Source organism: Vibrio sp. 10N.239.311.G01 (assembly GCF_041465805.1).
Classification (GTDB): Bacteria; Pseudomonadota; Gammaproteobacteria; order Enterobacterales; family Vibrionaceae; genus Vibrio; species Vibrio crassostreae_C.
Genome location: NZ_JBFSRM010000003.1, coordinates 1 through 16,240 on the forward strand (window position 1 = coordinate 1; position 16,240 = coordinate 16,240).

Below are 16,240 nucleotides of genomic sequence, written 5' to 3' on the forward strand. Positions count from 1 at the left end.
CTCGTATCTCGTATCTCGTATCTCGTATCTCGTATCTCGTATCTCGTATCTCGTAGAAGCATAAGAAAGCCCCAACACGAATGTCGAGGCTAAAGTATCTTTATTTATGTTCTAGCTGAGTATCCGCTGCGTGCTACTCTTCGTTGTTTTCAGCAAACTTAGATGGTGACATGCCAAAGTGGTGCTTAAACCTTTGACTGAAATAGGAAGGGTCATTGAACCCCGAATCAAACGCCACATCAGAGATCTTCTCTCCAGCGAGTAAGCGCTCACACGCATGCTCTAGACGTACTTCATTCAAGTGCTCTTTGAAGGTCTTGTTGTAAGCCGATTTAAAGCGTCTCTGTAAGCTTCTCTCAGACATAAACAAATACTTAGCGGCAGTTGCAGTACTGAACTCGGCATCAGCGTAGTTTTCACTCACAAGCTGCGACACTCTGTTCTTCCACTCTTGTTCCGCTGTCAGTTTTTGTTGCTCTGGTGTTGAGGCGGCAAGCTTAATGGTTTCAATCTGTTCAATTGTGCTGGCTTCAAGATTGTCGAGTACTTGATACTCAATTGGCCACGAAAGCTGAACCTTATTTTGAGACTCCGAAACCAAGGCATTAAGCTCACCACCGCTCTGATTCATCAATAGCGGCAGCTTTTCGATGTTAAGGTCGGTCGACTTTCCGGTATTGTCACCCATGCTTGATGCCAGTTTAGGGAAAGGCATCCCATGATCTCGAATGGTCACAACAAGATGCTCCTTAACCTCTTCAACCAGAACCACCATACTCTGCGACTTAAAGTTTCTCTTGATGATGCTCGCAACCAAGCTATTGAAGATAATATCGAGATTAAAATACAGCAACGAGACATATCGTTGTTTTGTTTCGACTTTAATATCCAATTCAATACCGGCTTTGGTTAAGTCATCCTGCCAAGCTTTGAGTACCGCCTCTAAGATTAAAATTATATCGTAACAAACTTGCCCTTTCCCTTGGGGGGTATTGCTCAATTGCGCTAAGCCATTTTTCAAGGTTAGAATCGGCGACTTCCCGAGCTCGTCATTCCAATTCGGGAGCATCGCAGCAATATGATTCACTTCAGAAGAGAGTTCATTGGCAGTGTGAGACACAAGCGCATTCTTCACGGATAGCTGCTTTTTAAGCTGTTGATTAGTCGCGAGTAATATCCGGCTTTGGTGTCTCAATTGGTCTGTCTTCAGTGCAACTTGCGCTTTTAAGTGCCGGTTGGCAAAAGTGACATAACGCGAACGCCAAAAGACTAAGATAGTCACAACGCCAATCAGTAATATAAGAGAGCTTGCTGCAGCCCAATTGGTCAGATACCAAGGTTCTGCAATCGAAAAGCTTCGATTGGTTGACACAAAGCGATAATGGGAGCCTTTAACCGGCTTCACTTCAAGTGTGTAATCCCCAGGAAGAAGATGATCGAGCGTTAACAAGCCCCCTTCAAACTCACTCCAAGGTTCATCGTCGCTCAGTCGGTATTCCATCGCAGGTGCGAACGTTGCTGGTAAGATACCTAGCTTAAACCCCATCGATGAACCATAAGGAATCTCATCCAGCTCTGCCGTTTTCCCGCCAAGTGATACCGTTTGTTGGTCGACACTTATCTTACTCAACAAGGCACGGCTATGAGGTGTAGTTGATACCAGTAACTCGTTAGATAACGCGCTGACTACACCATACTTTGAGCCGAAAACAAGCCTCGAAGGTTGGCTATCTTGACTGTAAAAAAGAGCACACGCTCCTGCCGCCAGTTCATTGGTGATCAAACCAAATGGCGAACCTATGTGTTTATGCAGTTGCCCATCCAATCCGTAATAACTGATGCCTTTCGAAGAGCCTAACCAAACACCATTGTCATCGCTTATCAGGCAGTTGGGGCTAATATTGTCTTCAACAAGAGTGATTTCTTGAATAATAGAGCTGTCATCCGGGATTCGATACACGCCATAACTGCTCGCAAACCACTGCGCTCCATCCTTCGCTTTTTCAATATCGACGACTTTGCCAAACCGTTCGCTGGAACGACTAAAGCTAATTCGTTTATCAATGAACGAGTAGAAGCCATGATCCGTTCCTATATAGATGCGACCTAGCAAGCCTACATTGAGAGCGGTGATCTTCGCAGGCAAGAACTTGTCGACTAACCAGTCAGTGCCATAACTCGTCAGTTTCATGGTTTCGATAGATAACGAATAGAGGTTTTGCCCAGAGGTCATCCAAAGAACGTTATCGGCTTGAAGCGCAAGGTTTTCAACACGCACTCCCTCAATTGGCCTTGGTAAATCAAGGGCTTCGGGTTGTAGTGTTTCCGTATTTAGACTGATGATACCTTGTTCGGTCGCCAACCAAATGGAAGAGCCAAAGATCTCAAAATCATTAACAGGGTTAGAGTAAACACGAATTGGGTTCTCTTCACTTTCAGAATCAACCAAGTAGAGCCCCATTGAAGACGCGACCCAAGATAACTGGTCACTGACAGGCAGTACTTTATTGATCACCACACTACTCGAATGCATGCCCATTCCAGTTAGGGGTGTTCTCGAGAAGGTTTTGCTGAACAGTGAGAAGTATCGGATACCGTTGTTTGTCGCAACCCACATACCACCAGCATGATCGTTTATCAACGAATATATTTTCTCACCCGGTAACGAGAAGTCTTGACTAGCGGCTTGTTCGAATCGAGTAATTTGTCCCGTAATAAAGTTGTAGCTAATAAGGCCGTGCTCTGTACCAATCCAATACTGGTCCGAAGTTTCGGCCAACGAGAGAACATGCGACCCTTTAACGATGGTCTCTTTGTCTGGGTTCGCGAGATCAACAATCACAGCACCATTTAAAGTACCGATCACTAACTCACGTCGAGCATTCGAAAAATAAACCGTCTTAATATGGTTTTTGTCTGATGCGGTGACATGGGTAAACTCTTGATTCTCTGAAAGGTAAACGCCAGAACTGGTCGCTAGCACCCACTTTGATAGTACCCACTCAGCGTCGTTAATCGCAATGTCACTGCTGTTATTGTATCGGTACAGTTTAAGTAGAGAGTAGGTGTTGAATTCTAAAGATTGAGTGTTGTAGGTATAGAAATTACTGCCGTCAGTAACCCAAATATAATCGCCTGATGCACCGATATTCGCTATTTCAGCGCCGGGACTTAGGCTAAACGCCAATTCGTTGCCAATTCCAGGGTTATGTCGATAGACCTCATTGTCGAAAAATGTCCAAAACTCATCGTTCAGAAAGGCGACTCTTTCCGAAGAAAATTGCAGTAAGCTTCCCTTGCGAGGGAATAGAGTTCGACCATCGTAAAAGAGTACTTTTCCATGCACATCATGAACCCAGAGCCCACCTCCGGCACCTAAATACAAGTTTTTAGCCGCAAGGAAATTCCCTTGCGCTTGAGCGGACAAAGGATAGAAAACGGAGGGCGAGGTATTTACCGCTAGAACGCTAAATGAAATGCTCATTAACATGAACATTTTGAAGATAATTCGATACAACTCTTAATCCTGAACAGCAACAACACATGAAATTTTGGGTACCACAACGTCTTATCGTTGCTAAACCAAAAACTGAGTTTTTTTGTGATTATTATTATCTTTCCATTTTAGCGGAAATTAGAAAAGGAGAAAGGAGGTTTGTTATTTGTTAGGAGGTTTTATCTTAGCGGTCACGAAAATGCCGCAAAAAGCGGCATGATTCATAAATTAACGAGAGCAAAGTAGAGTAAAGAATACTCGTTTATGACTTACTTCTCGTCTAAGCAACTTGTATAGCTATCTGTAAGTTGCTGAAGAAAATCGAAATAGCTTCCACTCTTCACTTCAACTGTTGAACCGATAGGGTCAAGCTGACCTTGTTTTGCGTTACTTCCGCGCGTCACTGATTCAATCACAGCAGGAGTGAATTGAGGCTCAGAAAACACACATTGAACGTTTTCACGTACTATCGTTTTCTTAATAGCGATCAGGCTTTTTGCACCCGGCTTACGCTCTGGGCTCACCGTAAAGTGACCTAAGTTATTTAGCTCAAACTCTTGCTCAAAGTAACCATACGCGTCATGAAAAACGTAGTAACCTTTGTCTTTCACGGGTGCAAGTTGCTCTCGAATAGACTGTTGCTTCTCTTTCAATGCAATCAGGAATGAATCGAGATTCTCTTGGTACGCCATTGCGTTGTCTGGATCAGATTCAATCAACTTAGCTGAGATGTATTTTGCAGCTACTTCAACTTGCTCGATACCTAACCAAAAATGCGGGTCATGGCTACCGTGGTGGTGCCCTTCATGTGCATCGTGGTCATGCTCTTCGTGTCCGAACTCTCGCAAGTTGATTCCGGGAATATCACTGATCTTGATAACATTTTCTTTTGAACCAATCACCTTAGTCAGAAAGGCTTCTAGGTCAGGGCCGAACCAGATGACCATATCGGCACTATGAACTTTTTTGACATCCGATGGCTTAAGCGCATAATCATGCGGCGAAGCATTGCTGTTCATCAACACATCCGGCTCACTAACGCCTTGCGTTAATTCTGTCACAATCATTTGAATTGGTTTAAAGCTTGTTAGAATAGTATTGGCACTTGCGACACTTGGCGCTAAAAGCAAAGTAGCAAGTATAAAAGATGAACGTGACATAATCCCTCGATAATAGAAAAGTAGCTTAGGCTTGAGGTAAATGTTACATTATAACATTAGCGAATTGCAAATGAGTTCTATTCATGGATAACTTAATCCAACTAGATTCTGTGAGCGTCGAATTTGACGGTCGAAAAGTTCTAGACAACATCTCTCTAAATTTAGAGCGCGGCAGAATCACCACCCTGATTGGGCCAAACGGTGCAGGAAAGTCGACATTAGTAAAAGTGGTACTGGGTTTACAGACCAAATTTTCAGGCACAATAACAAAAGCTAAAAAACTGAAAATTGGCTATGTACCACAAAAATTAAAGCTCAATGATTCCCTACCGCTCAACGTAGAGCGTTTTCTAAAACTCACTGGCAATTTCAGTCAGCAAGAGATCCTTGAAGCATTGAAGCTTGTTGGTGCTGAACATCTGCAGAAGAGTAACATGCACCAGCTATCTGGCGGAGAAAACCAACGTGTGCTCATTGCTCGTTCATTGCTAAGAAGACCAGATCTACTGGTTCTCGATGAACCGGCTCAAGGCGTCGACGTTCAAGGGCAAATAGACCTGTATGACTTGATTGACACCATTCGCCACCGCTTTGGTTGTGCCGTATTTATGGTTTCACACGATCTGCATTTAGTGATGGCAAAAACAGACGATGTTATCTGTTTACACCACCACATCTGTTGCTCAGGCGCACCTGCAGACATCAAACACCATCCTTCGTATATTGCGCTCTTTGGCACCGCGACCCAAGAGACGCTAGCGTTTTATCATCACCAACACGAACATCACCATCATGATCTCGCAGGCCAGCCTGTCGAAGGCGACGTGCATGAATGTTCAAACCATAAACACGGACACCACTAATGCTTGAGTTTCTTCTTCCCTCTATTTTGGCGGGTTTGGGTATTGCACTAATTGCAGGCCCACTAGGTTCATTCGTGGTGTGGCGTAAGATGGCTTACTTTGGTGACACGCTTGCTCACGCTTCTTTGATGGGCTTAGCACTTGGCTTTCTGTTCAACATTAACTTGTATTTCGCGCTGCTGATTTGTTGTTTGATGCTGGCCGTGTTGCTAGTGACTTTACAAAAACAAAAGCTGGTCGCGACCGATACCCTACTCGGTATTTTGGCGCACAGTGCGCTATCACTTGGTTTGGTTGCTGTCAGTTTCTTAGATAACGTTCGTGTTGACCTAATGAGCTACCTATTTGGTGACTTGCTGGCAGTATCTCCAACGGATTTAGTGTTCATCTATGCGGGTGCTGCTGTGATTGGATTAGTACTTGCTATCTTTTGGCGACCACTACTATCAACGACGGTTAACGAAGATCTCGCGGCGGTTGATGGCATCAACATTGATTTAATGCGTCTGATTCTGATGCTATTGGTCGGTATCGTGATTGCTGTCGGTATGAAGTTTGTTGGTGCGTTAATCATGACATCGCTACTGATTATTCCTGCAGCAACGGCAAGGAAGTTCTCGAGCACACCTGAGCAGATGGCCTTCCTTGCATCAATTATTGGCTCTATCGCTGTATTCGGTGGATTAAGCTTGTCTTGGTTCTATGATACGCCTGCTGGCCCGTCTGTGGTTATCAGTGCGGCAGCAATGTTTATGCTATCTCAAATGGTTAGAAGTCGAGCTTAGCACTTAGCAGTACGATCTCGTATCTCGAAAACATAAAAAAGGCTTGGTCAGTGACCAAGCCTTTTTTATATCGTTTCAATTAACTTCTATCTCAATCGATAAAAGCCAGCTGATTACCAACCCGTGATTTCACGTAGGCCTTTACCGATGTCAGCAAGAGACTTAACAGTCTTAACGCCTGCTGCTTCTAGTGCTGCGAATTTATCTTCAGCAGTACCTTTACCGCCAGAGATGATTGCGCCTGCGTGGCCCATACGCTTGCCCGGAGGAGCAGTAACACCAGCGATGTAAGATACAACTGGCTTAGTTACGTTTGCTTTGATGAACTCAGCCGCTTCTTCTTCCGCAGTACCACCGATTTCACCAATCATTACGATTGCTTCAGTTTCTGGGTCTTCTTGGAAAAGTTTTAGGATATCAATGAAGTTTGAACCTGGGATAGGGTCACCACCGATACCAACACATGTAGACTGACCAAAGCCTTCATCTGTTGTTTGCTTAACTGCTTCGTACGTCAGAGTACCGCTGCGAGATACTATGCCTACTTTACCCTTCTTGTGGATGTGACCAGGCATGATACCAATCTTACACTCGTCTGGAGTGATAAGACCTGGACAGTTAGGACCGATCATGCGAACGCCAGTTTCTTCTAGCTTCACTTTAACGTCGATCATATCTGTTGTAGGGATACCTTCAGTGATCGTTACGATCAGTTCGATACCTGCATCAATCGCTTCTAGGATTGCATCTTTACAGAAAGGAGCTGGTACGTAGATAACTGTTGCTGTTGCGCCAGTTACTTCTACCGCTTCACGTACTGTGTTGAATACTGGAAGGCCTAGGTGAGTTTGACCACCTTTACCAGGTGAAACACCACCAACCATTTGCGTACCGTATGCGATAGCTTGGTCTGAGTGGAATGTACCTTGACCGCCAGTGAAACCCTGACAGATTACTTTAGTGTCTTTGTTAATTAATACAGACATTATTTAGCCTCCGCAGCAGCAACAACTTTCTGAGCAGCATCTGTTAGAGATTCAGCTGCAATGATATCAACATCAGAATTAGCAAGTACTTCGCGACCTAGGTCTGCGTTTGTACCTTCTAGACGAACAACTACAGGAACTGTTACGCCGACTTCTTTAACTGCACCGATAATACCTTCAGCGATCATGTCACAACGAACGATGCCACCGAAAATGTTTACGAGTACTGCTTTAACATTGTCATCAGAAAGGATGATCTTGAATGCTTCAGCTACACGCTCTTTAGTCGCGCCGCCGCCTACATCAAGGAAGTTTGCTGGCTTGCCGCCGTGTAGGTTTACGATATCCATCGTACCCATCGCAAGGCCTGCACCGTTAACCATACAGCCAACGTTGCCATCTAGTGCTACGTAGTTCAGTTCCCACTGTGCTGCGTGTGCTTCGCGCTCATCTTCTTGAGATGGATCGTGCATTTCACGTAGTTTAGGCTGACGGTACATCGCGTTTGAGTCGATGTTGATCTTACCGTCTAGACAAAGCAGGTTGCCTTCGCCAGTAATGACAAGCGGGTTGATTTCTAGTAGAGCTAGGTCGTACTGAGAGAACATTTTGCCAAGACCCATGAAGATCTTAACGAACTGTTTGATTTGATCGCCAACTAGACCAAGTTTGAACGCAAGTTCACGGCCTTGGTAAGCTTGAGGGCCTACTAGAGGATCGATCGCTGATTGGTGAATCAACTCTGGAGTTTCTTCAGCGATTTTCTCAATGTCCACACCGCCTTCAGTTGACGCCATGAATACAATTTTACGCGTTGCGCGGTCAACAACAGCACCTAGGTAAAGTTCGTTAGCAATGTTTGATGCTTCTTCAACTAGGATCTTTGTTACAGGCTGACCATTAGCGTCTGTTTGGTAAGTCACTAGGTTTTTACCTAGCCACTTTTGTGCAAACTCTTTAACGCCTTCTTTGGTGTCATGTAGCTCTACGCCGCCCGCTTTACCGCGGCCACCAGCATGTACTTGACACTTAACGACTTTCTTGGCTGTACTGATACGACCTGCAGCTTCGAAAGCTTCTTGTGCAGTATCACATGCGAAACCTTCTGGTACAGGCAAACCGAATTCTGCAAACAGCTGTTTGGCTTGGTATTCATGCAAATTCATTTTGATATTCCGTTTATTTTCCCTTAAGGGATTATTATTTCCATAACGACACAGTTTCCTGTGTTACGTCTGTAGGGTCTTCTCAAAACAACTGCTGTCCATTTTCTAATGGCTTTACAGTTCAATTGAAGGCCAGACGTTGAGCAGCCTAGCCTTTGAAACTTTTTACGTCTAGCTAACGGGGTTAACTAGACGTTTTAGCGATACTAAACGTCTAATAGCAGACGTGCAGGATCTTCTAGAAGCTCTTTGATGGTCACTAGGAAGCCAACTGATTCACGGCCATCGATTAGACGGTGGTCGTAAGAAAGCGCTAGGTACATCATTGGTAGAATCTCTACCTTGCCATCAACAGCCATTGGACGGTCTTGGATTTTGTGCATACCCAAAATTGCCGCTTGAGGTGGGTTGATGATTGGCGTAGACATTAGAGAACCAAATACACCACCGTTTGTGATAGTGAAGTTACCACCCATCAGTTCATCAACCGTTAGCTTGCCGTCACGGCCTTTGATTGCTAGCTCTTTGATGCCTTTTTCGATATCAGCGAAACCTAGTGTGTCACAGTCTTTAAGTACTGGAGTCACTAGACCACGTGGCGTAGATACCGCCATGCTGATGTCGAAGTAGTTGTGGTAAACGATATCTGTACCATCAATAGAAGCGTTCACTTCTGGGAAACGTTTTAGCGCTTCTGTTACTGCTTTCACGTAGAAAGACATGAAGCCAAGACGCGTGTCGTGACGCTTCTCGAATTGGTCTTTGTACTGCTTACGAAGGTCCATGATTGGCTTCATGTTCACTTCGTTGAAAGTAGTCAGCATTGCTGTGCTGTTTTTCGCTTCTAGAAGACGGTTTGCAACTGTCTTACGTAGGCGAGTCATAGGCACGCGTTTTTGGCTGCGAGCCGCTGCTGGCGCTTCAACTGCTGGTGCAGATGCTGCTGCCGGAGCCGCTTTCGCTGCTGCTAGGTGTGCGTCGATGTCTTCACGAGTAATACGACCACCAACACCAGTGCCTTTAACGTCAGCTGGTTGTAGGTTGTGCTCAGCAAGCAGGCGACGAACAGCTGGGCTTAGCGCGTCGTTGTTCTCTTCTGTTAGCGCAGCTTTATGGCGCTTATCAGGAGATGCTTCTGTATCTTCAGTGGTGTCTTTCGTTGGTTCACCAGCGACAGCACCCGGCTTGATTTTAGCCAGAAGCTGCTTAGAAAGTACCGTAGCACCCTCTTCTTCGATGATAGCTTCCAGAACACCCGCTTCAGGAGCCGGTACTTCTAGAACTACTTTATCTGTTTCGATATCTACAATGACTTCATCACGTGCAACCGCTTCGCCCGGTTTTTTGTGCCAAGTAGCAACTGTTGCATCAGCCACAGATTCAGGTAAATCTGGAACCAGAATTTCAATTGTCATGTGCGTATTTTCCTTTTACTTCTAGTTCTTAAGTAGGGTCAAAGCGTCGTCAACTAACGCTTTTTGTTGTTTCAAGTGTACTGACATATAGCCAACAGCTGGTGATGCTGATGCAGGACGACCTGCGTATTGAATATCAGCACCTACTGGGATAGCAGCTCGGAAATTATGTTGGCTACTGTACCAAGCACCTTGGTTTTGTGGCTCTTCTTGACACCAAACGTAATCGACTACATTTGTGTATTGTGCGATGGCAGCTCTCACATCCTCATAAGGGAACGGGTAAAGTTGCTCAATACGTACAATAGCGACATCGTCTTGCTCGTTCTTACGTCTTTGGTCAAGCAGGTCAAAGTAAACCTTACCTGAACAGAACACGACGCGTTTTACGTTCTCAGGCGCCAGGTCATCAATTTCTGCGATAGCTGGTTGGAACGTGCCTTCTGCCAAATCTTCAAGAGAAGAAGTACACAGAGGGTGACGAAGCAATGACTTAGGTGACATTACAATCAGTGGACGACGCATTGGTCGAACAACCTGACGGCGAATCATGTGGTAAACCTGAGCTGGTGTTGAAGGAACAACAACCTGCATGTTTTGTTCAGCACATAACTGAAGGTAACGCTCAAGACGTGCAGAAGAGTGCTCCGGGCCTTGGCCTTCATAACCGTGAGGAAGCAGCATAGTTAGACCACATAGACGTGCCCACTTTTGCTCACCTGATGAAATGAATTGGTCGATAACAACTTGTGCACCGTTTGCGAAGTCACCAAATTGAGCTTCCCAAAGGGTTAGACCGCTTGGCTCTGCTGTCGCGTAACCATACTCAAATGCGAGTACCGCTTCTTCAGATAACACAGAGTCAAACACTTGGAATGGCCCTTGTTTATCATGAATGTTCGCAAGAGGAACATACGTGCTTGCATCTGATTGATTGTGCAGTACTGAGTGACGGTGGAAGAACGTACCACGACCTGAATCTTGGCCTGAGATACGAATACGCTTACCGTCGTCAACAAGTGTTGCGTATGCCAGAGTTTCAGCCATACCCCAATCGACTTGTTTCTCACCATTCACCATGGCAGTACGATCGTTGTACAGTTTATTTACTCGGCTTTGCAGCTTGTGGCTGTCCGGGTATTGACAAAGTTTGGTACCAAGCTCTTTCAGGCGCTCGATATCAATCTTGTTATCCCACTCGATGTTCCAGTCGTGACCTAGGTAAGGAGACCAGTCTACTGAGTGAAGTGCCATTGGACGCCACTCTTTAACCACAACTTCACCGTGATCAAGTGCATCACGATATTCGTTAACTAGCTGAGTTGCTGTATCAATACCAAACTCACCGCGCTCCATTAGCACGTCAGCGTAAAGCTTACGTGGTGTTGGGTGCTTCTTGATTTTTTGGTACATCAAAGGCTGTGTTGCATTCGGCTCATCGGCTTCATTGTGACCGTGGCGACGGTAACAAACCAAATCAATAACAACATCACGCTTAAACGTATTACGGTAATCCAATGCAAGACGCGCAACAAACGCAACCGCTTCTGGATCATCAGAGTTAACGTGGAAAATCGGAGCCTGAACCATCTTCGCGATATCGGTACAGTACATCGTAGAGCGTGTATCGCGAGGGTTAGACGTTGTAAAACCAACTTGGTTGTTTACAACGATACGAACCGTACCACCTACACAGAAACCACGAGCTTGAGACATGTTAAACGTCTCTTGTACTACACCCTGACCAGCGATAGCTGAGTCACCGTGGATAGTAATTGGAAGTACACGGCTACCATCATTATCACCAAGGCGATCTTGACGTGCACGTACTGAACCGATAACTACCGGGTTTACGATTTCTAAGTGAGATGGGTTAAATGCTAGTGCTAAGTGAACGTTGCCGCCTGGCGTTGCGAAGTCCGCAGAGAAGCCTTGGTGGTATTTCACATCACCAGTACCCCACGTGTCATCGTGCTTGCCCGCAAACTCGTCAAACAGGTCTTGTGGCTTTTTACCAAGCACGTTGACCAACATGTTTAGACGACCACGGTGAGCCATACCAACAACAACTTCACGCATGCCTTGTCCGCCAGCATGACGAATAATTTCTTTCGTCATTGGGATAAGAGCATCACCACCTTCCAACGAGAAGCGTTTTGCGCCTGGGAATTTCGCACCAAGATAGCGCTCAAGACCTTCAGCAGCAGTTAGCTCTTCTAGGAAAGCTTGCTTTTCTTCTTTGTTGAAAGAGGGTTGACCAGATACAGACTCTAAACGTTGTTGGATCCAACGCTTTTGCTCTGTATTTGTCATGTGCATGTATTCAGCACCAATAGAGCCACAATACGTTTGCTTTAGAGATTTGTAGAGATCTTTAAGCACCATCGTCTCTTGGCCAATGGCGTAAGAGCCGACGTTGAACGTCTCATTGAGGTCATCTTCGGTAAGAGTGTGGAAAGAAGGGTCCAGTTCATCAACTGTCGCTCTTTTCCATAAACCTAGGGGGTCTAGATTTGCTGCTTGATGCCCTCGGAATCGATAGGCATTAATAAGTTGCAGAACCTTTACTTGTTTCGCATCGACATCTGGATCACTAACTTGGACACTGTAATGCTTTGTTTCTTGAGCGAGTCGACGGAAGTATTCACGAACACGAGAGTGTGGTTGTTCCACTGTCTCTGAAGCTTGCACAGGCAGTTCTTCAAAAACACTTCTCCATTCGTCACTTACCGAATCTGGGTCACTTAGATACAGTTCATAGAGTTCTTCTACGTACGTTGCATTGGCGCCAGCCAAGTGTGAAGACTCGAGCCATGCCTTCATCACGCCGTTGTGCATATTTTCCCTTAACCAGTAGTTTTCACGTTTGCTGCGGTCTATGCCGAGCTATTAAAAGGCCGCCCCAAAACTTCTAGGGCGGCAATTTTTATATAACTTAAACCGAACGATTCACTAGCATGGTCTTGATGTGACCAATCGCTTTCGTCGGATTTAATCCCTTAGGACAAACACTTACACAATTCATGATGCCATGGCAACGAAAAACGCTAAATGCATCATCAAGATCGGACAAACGTTCGTCTGTCGCTGTATCTCGGCTATCAATTAGCCAACGGTACGCTGCAAGCAGGCCTGCTGGTCCGATGAATTTGTCAGGGTTCCACCAGAATGATGGGCATGACGTTGTACAACATGCACACATGATACATTCGTACAATCCATCTAAATGAGCACGCTCATCAGGGCTTTGTAAGTTTTCACGAGCCGGTGGCACATTGCCATCAGACACTAAGAATGGCTTCACTTTTTCGTAGTTATCGTAGAACTGAGTCATGTCTACAATCAGGTCACGAACAACGGGTAAGCCAGGCAGTGGGCGAATCACAATCTTGTCTTGGCCCGAAAGCGCAGACAATGGCGTGATACACGCTAGGCCATTTTTACCGTTCATGTTCAAACCATCCGAGCCACATACACCTTCACGGCATGAGCGACGGAATGAGATTGTTGGATCTTGCTCTTTCAACAGAATAAGCGCATCCAAAAGCATCATGTCTGAACCTTCATCCACTTCTAGAGTGTATTCCTTCATATAAGGTTTCTGGTCGACATCTGGATTGTAACGATATAAAGAGAAATTCAGTTTCATGGTCATATCTCCTTAGTACGTACGTGCTTTTGGTGGGAACGCTTCACGATGGATAGGTTCCATGTTTACACCACGCTTAGTCATGCTCTCTGACTCTGGGTTGTAAAGTGAGTGGCATAGCCATTGCTCATCATCACGGTCAGGGAAATCGAATCGAGCGTGTGCGCCACGGCTCTCTGTACGGAAATTTGCAGCAACAGCCGTTGCGAATGCCGTTTCCATCAAGTTTTCAAGCTCTAGACACTCGATACGTTGAGTGTTGAACTCTGTAGACTTATCAGATAGGTGTGCATTTTTCAGACGCTCGCGAATCGCTTTTAGCTCTTCTAGGCCTTCAGCCATTGCTTTGCCTTCACGGAATACTGAGAAGTTGTTCTGCATACATTGCTGAAGATCTTTACGGATTTGCGCTGGATCTTCGCCGTCTGTGCTGTTTTCCCAACGGTTGTAACGCTCTAGTGAACGCTCAATGTCAGCTTCAGTTGCAGGTTTCGCTTCGTCTTGCTTCTTCAGTGTCTCACCTAGGTGTAGACCTGTCGCACGACCAAATACCACCAAATCAAGCAGTGAGTTACCACCTAGACGGTTGGCACCATGTACTGATACTGATGCGATTTCACCACAAGCAAATAGACCTTGGATTTCAACATCGCTGCCGTCTTCGGTTTGCTTAATAGCTTGACCAGAAACTTGTGTTGGAACACCACCCATCATGTAGTGACATGTCGGGATTACTGGGATTGGCTCTTTCACTGGATCAACGTGAGCAAAGGTACGAGAAAGTTCACATACACCAGGAAGACGAGATTCAAGTGTCTCTTTACCTAGATGATCAAGCTTAAGCTTGATGTGTGGACCCCAAGGGCCATCGCAACCGCGACCTTCACGAATTTCAACCATCATTGAACGAGCAACAACATCACGACCCGCTAAGTCTTTAGCGTTTGGTGCGTAACGTTCCATGAAGCGTTCGCCGTCTTTATTGAGAAGGTAACCACCTTCACCACGACAACCTTCCGTTACCAATACACCTGCACCAGCGATACCCGTCGGGTGGAACTGCCACATTTCGATGTCTTGCATAGGAACGCCAGCACGAATCGCCATACCAACACCGTCACCAGTGTTAATGTGTGCATTGGTTGTTGATGCGTAGATACGACCAGCACCACCAGTCGCAAGGATTGTTGCCTTCGCTTTGAAGTAGCAAACCTCGCCCGTTTCCATACAAAGCGCGGTAGTACCTAAAATTGCACCATCTTCGTTTTTAACAAGATCCAGTGCATACCACTCAGAGAAAACCGTCGTTTTGTGTTTAATGTTTTGTTGGTAAAGCGTATGAAGCAGTGCGTGACCAGTACGGTCGGCTGCAGCTGCGGTACGAGCCGCTTGCTCACCACCAAAGTTTTTAGATTGACCACCGAAAGGACGCTGGTAAATAGTACCGTTCTCAAAACGAGAGAAAGGCAGGCCCATTTTTTCGAGTTCGATTACCGACTCAGGACCGTTTTTACACATGTATTCGATAGCGTCTTGGTCACCGATGTAATCAGAACCTTTTACTGTGTCATACATATGTTGTTCCCAATGGTCTTCATGCGCGTTACCAAGAGCAACAGTGATGCCGCCTTGCGCTGAAACCGTATGAGAACGAGTAGGGAAAACTTTAGAAAGCAATGCACAAGAAAGGCCTTGCTCAGAAATTTGCAGTGCGGCACGCATACCTGCACCACCAGCGCCGATCACTACGGCATCAAACTCACGAACAGGAATAGTCACTTACGCACCCCACAAAATAAACAGACCAGAGAAGAAATATCCAAGAAGAACTGCAACAACACCGACTTGAAGACCAACACGCAGTTTTGCGCATTTGATGTAGTCAGTTAGTACTTGCCATAGGCCGATCCACGCGTGAACCAAAACAGAAGTAAGCGCTAACATGGTGAAGACTTTAGTGAAGGTTCCACCAAAGAATTGCGTCCAAGATGCGTAAGAGATATCACCAGAGAAAGCACAGAAGCTAACTAGGTAGATAGTGTAAAGCGTCATAATGATGGCAGTTGCACGAATCAATAGATAATCGTGGACACCATTACGACCAAAAGTAGAAACGTTGTTTACCATACTAAGATCCCCGCTAGTAGAGACAATACCGCTGTTGCTGCGAATGCAACCTTAGCGCTCTTAGCGCCAGATTCCAGCTCTTCAAAGTGACCAAGGTCCATAAGAAGGTGACGAATACCACCAGCAATGTGGTAAGCCAAAGCGGTTAAAATGCCCCACAGAATAAACTTCACGAAGAAACCATCGACAATGTCGCTAGCTTCGGCAAAGCCTACTGGGGATGAGAGGGAAATGGATAGTAACCAAAGCAGAATTCCAATCGCGACAAAAGTTATCACCCCAGACACACGGTGTAGGATGGAAGCTATTGCTGTGATTGGAAAGTGGATGGTCTGTAAATCTAAATTAACAGGTCTTGTCTTTCTTTCTTTCACGGGCTTGCTCACTCAGCTCCATTGAGCATTATGGTCATTAAATAACCTTATGATATTGTTATGGACAAAATTTGATTGTAAACCTTCAAAATTTAACATTAACTTAACAAATAACTGAAGTTGAGCCTTAGATAATTGTAAAATAATTGTTAACTGCTCGATTAAGAAAGACACCTCACATTTCTTCTTAGCCTTGCATTTATAAGGTTTTAACCAAAC

At 45.4% G+C, this 16,240-nt stretch carries 12 protein-coding genes; 2 read left to right on the forward strand and 10 right to left on the reverse strand.

From position 1 onward, the window contains the following. Positions 1-133 precede the first annotated feature (133 nt). Positions 134-3,496 (reverse strand): helix-turn-helix domain-containing protein, encoded by a 3,363-nt coding sequence (locus tag AB6D06_RS02795; protein WP_372109948.1) that lies wholly within the window; start codon positions 3,494-3,496, stop codon positions 134-136. Between the two features lie 269 nt (positions 3,497-3,765). Next, positions 3,766-4,656, reverse strand: a complete 891-nt coding sequence (znuA, locus tag AB6D06_RS02800; RefSeq protein ID WP_017067380.1) for a zinc ABC transporter substrate-binding protein ZnuA — start codon at positions 4,654-4,656, stop codon at positions 3,766-3,768. An 83-nt stretch (positions 4,657-4,739) separates the two neighbouring features. On the opposite strand from znuA, the gene znuC reads away from it, so the two are divergent. Continuing rightward, positions 4,740-5,519, forward strand: a complete 780-nt coding sequence (gene znuC, locus AB6D06_RS02805; protein ID WP_017061943.1) for a zinc ABC transporter ATP-binding protein ZnuC — start codon at positions 4,740-4,742, stop codon at positions 5,517-5,519. Further along, complete coding sequence (gene znuB / locus AB6D06_RS02810) at positions 5,519-6,304, forward strand: zinc ABC transporter permease subunit ZnuB (protein WP_017061944.1); 786 nt, start codon at positions 5,519-5,521, stop codon at positions 6,302-6,304. Before znuC ends, znuB begins: the two co-directional genes overlap by 1 nt. A gap of 113 nt (positions 6,305-6,417) precedes the next feature. Here znuB and sucD read toward each other — a convergent pair whose 3' ends face one another. The 8 genes from sucD to sdhC all read right to left on the reverse strand — a co-directional run bounded on the left by sucD (position 6,418) and on the right by sdhC (position 16,033). Continuing rightward, positions 6,418-7,290 (reverse strand): succinate--CoA ligase subunit alpha, encoded by an 873-nt coding sequence (gene sucD / locus AB6D06_RS02815; RefSeq protein WP_004734209.1) that lies wholly within the window; start codon positions 7,288-7,290, stop codon positions 6,418-6,420. Then, a complete protein-coding gene (gene sucC, locus AB6D06_RS02820; protein ID WP_019820479.1) occupies positions 7,290-8,456 on the reverse strand; it encodes an ADP-forming succinate--CoA ligase subunit beta in 1,167 nt (388 codons plus the stop codon). The genes sucD and sucC overlap by 1 nt, the downstream gene beginning before the upstream one ends. A gap of 206 nt (positions 8,457-8,662) precedes the next feature. Next, entirely contained in the window at positions 8,663-9,871 is a 1,209-nt protein-coding gene (odhB, locus tag AB6D06_RS02825; RefSeq protein ID WP_017056410.1) for a 2-oxoglutarate dehydrogenase complex dihydrolipoyllysine-residue succinyltransferase, read from the reverse strand. Positions 9,872-9,892: 21 nt separating this feature from the next. Next, complete coding sequence (sucA, locus tag AB6D06_RS02830) at positions 9,893-12,709, reverse strand: 2-oxoglutarate dehydrogenase E1 component (RefSeq protein ID WP_017061946.1); 2,817 nt, start codon at positions 12,707-12,709, stop codon at positions 9,893-9,895. 97 nt (positions 12,710-12,806) lie between these two features. After that, a complete protein-coding gene (locus AB6D06_RS02835; RefSeq protein WP_010436773.1) occupies positions 12,807-13,520 on the reverse strand; it encodes a succinate dehydrogenase iron-sulfur subunit in 714 nt (237 codons plus the stop codon). Between the two features lie 12 nt (positions 13,521-13,532). Continuing rightward, a complete protein-coding gene (gene sdhA, locus AB6D06_RS02840; protein ID WP_048606450.1) occupies positions 13,533-15,299 on the reverse strand; it encodes a succinate dehydrogenase flavoprotein subunit in 1,767 nt (588 codons plus the stop codon). Then, entirely contained in the window at positions 15,300-15,647 is a 348-nt protein-coding gene (sdhD, locus tag AB6D06_RS02845; protein ID WP_010436768.1) for a succinate dehydrogenase, hydrophobic membrane anchor protein, read from the reverse strand. Next, positions 15,641-16,033 carry a succinate dehydrogenase cytochrome b556 subunit gene (gene sdhC / locus AB6D06_RS02850; protein ID WP_017061948.1) on the reverse strand — a complete coding sequence of 131 codons (393 nt, stop codon included), beginning with the start codon at positions 16,031-16,033 and terminating at the stop codon, positions 15,641-15,643. The genes sdhD and sdhC overlap by 7 nt, the downstream gene beginning before the upstream one ends. Positions 16,034-16,240: the final 207 nt, after the last annotated feature.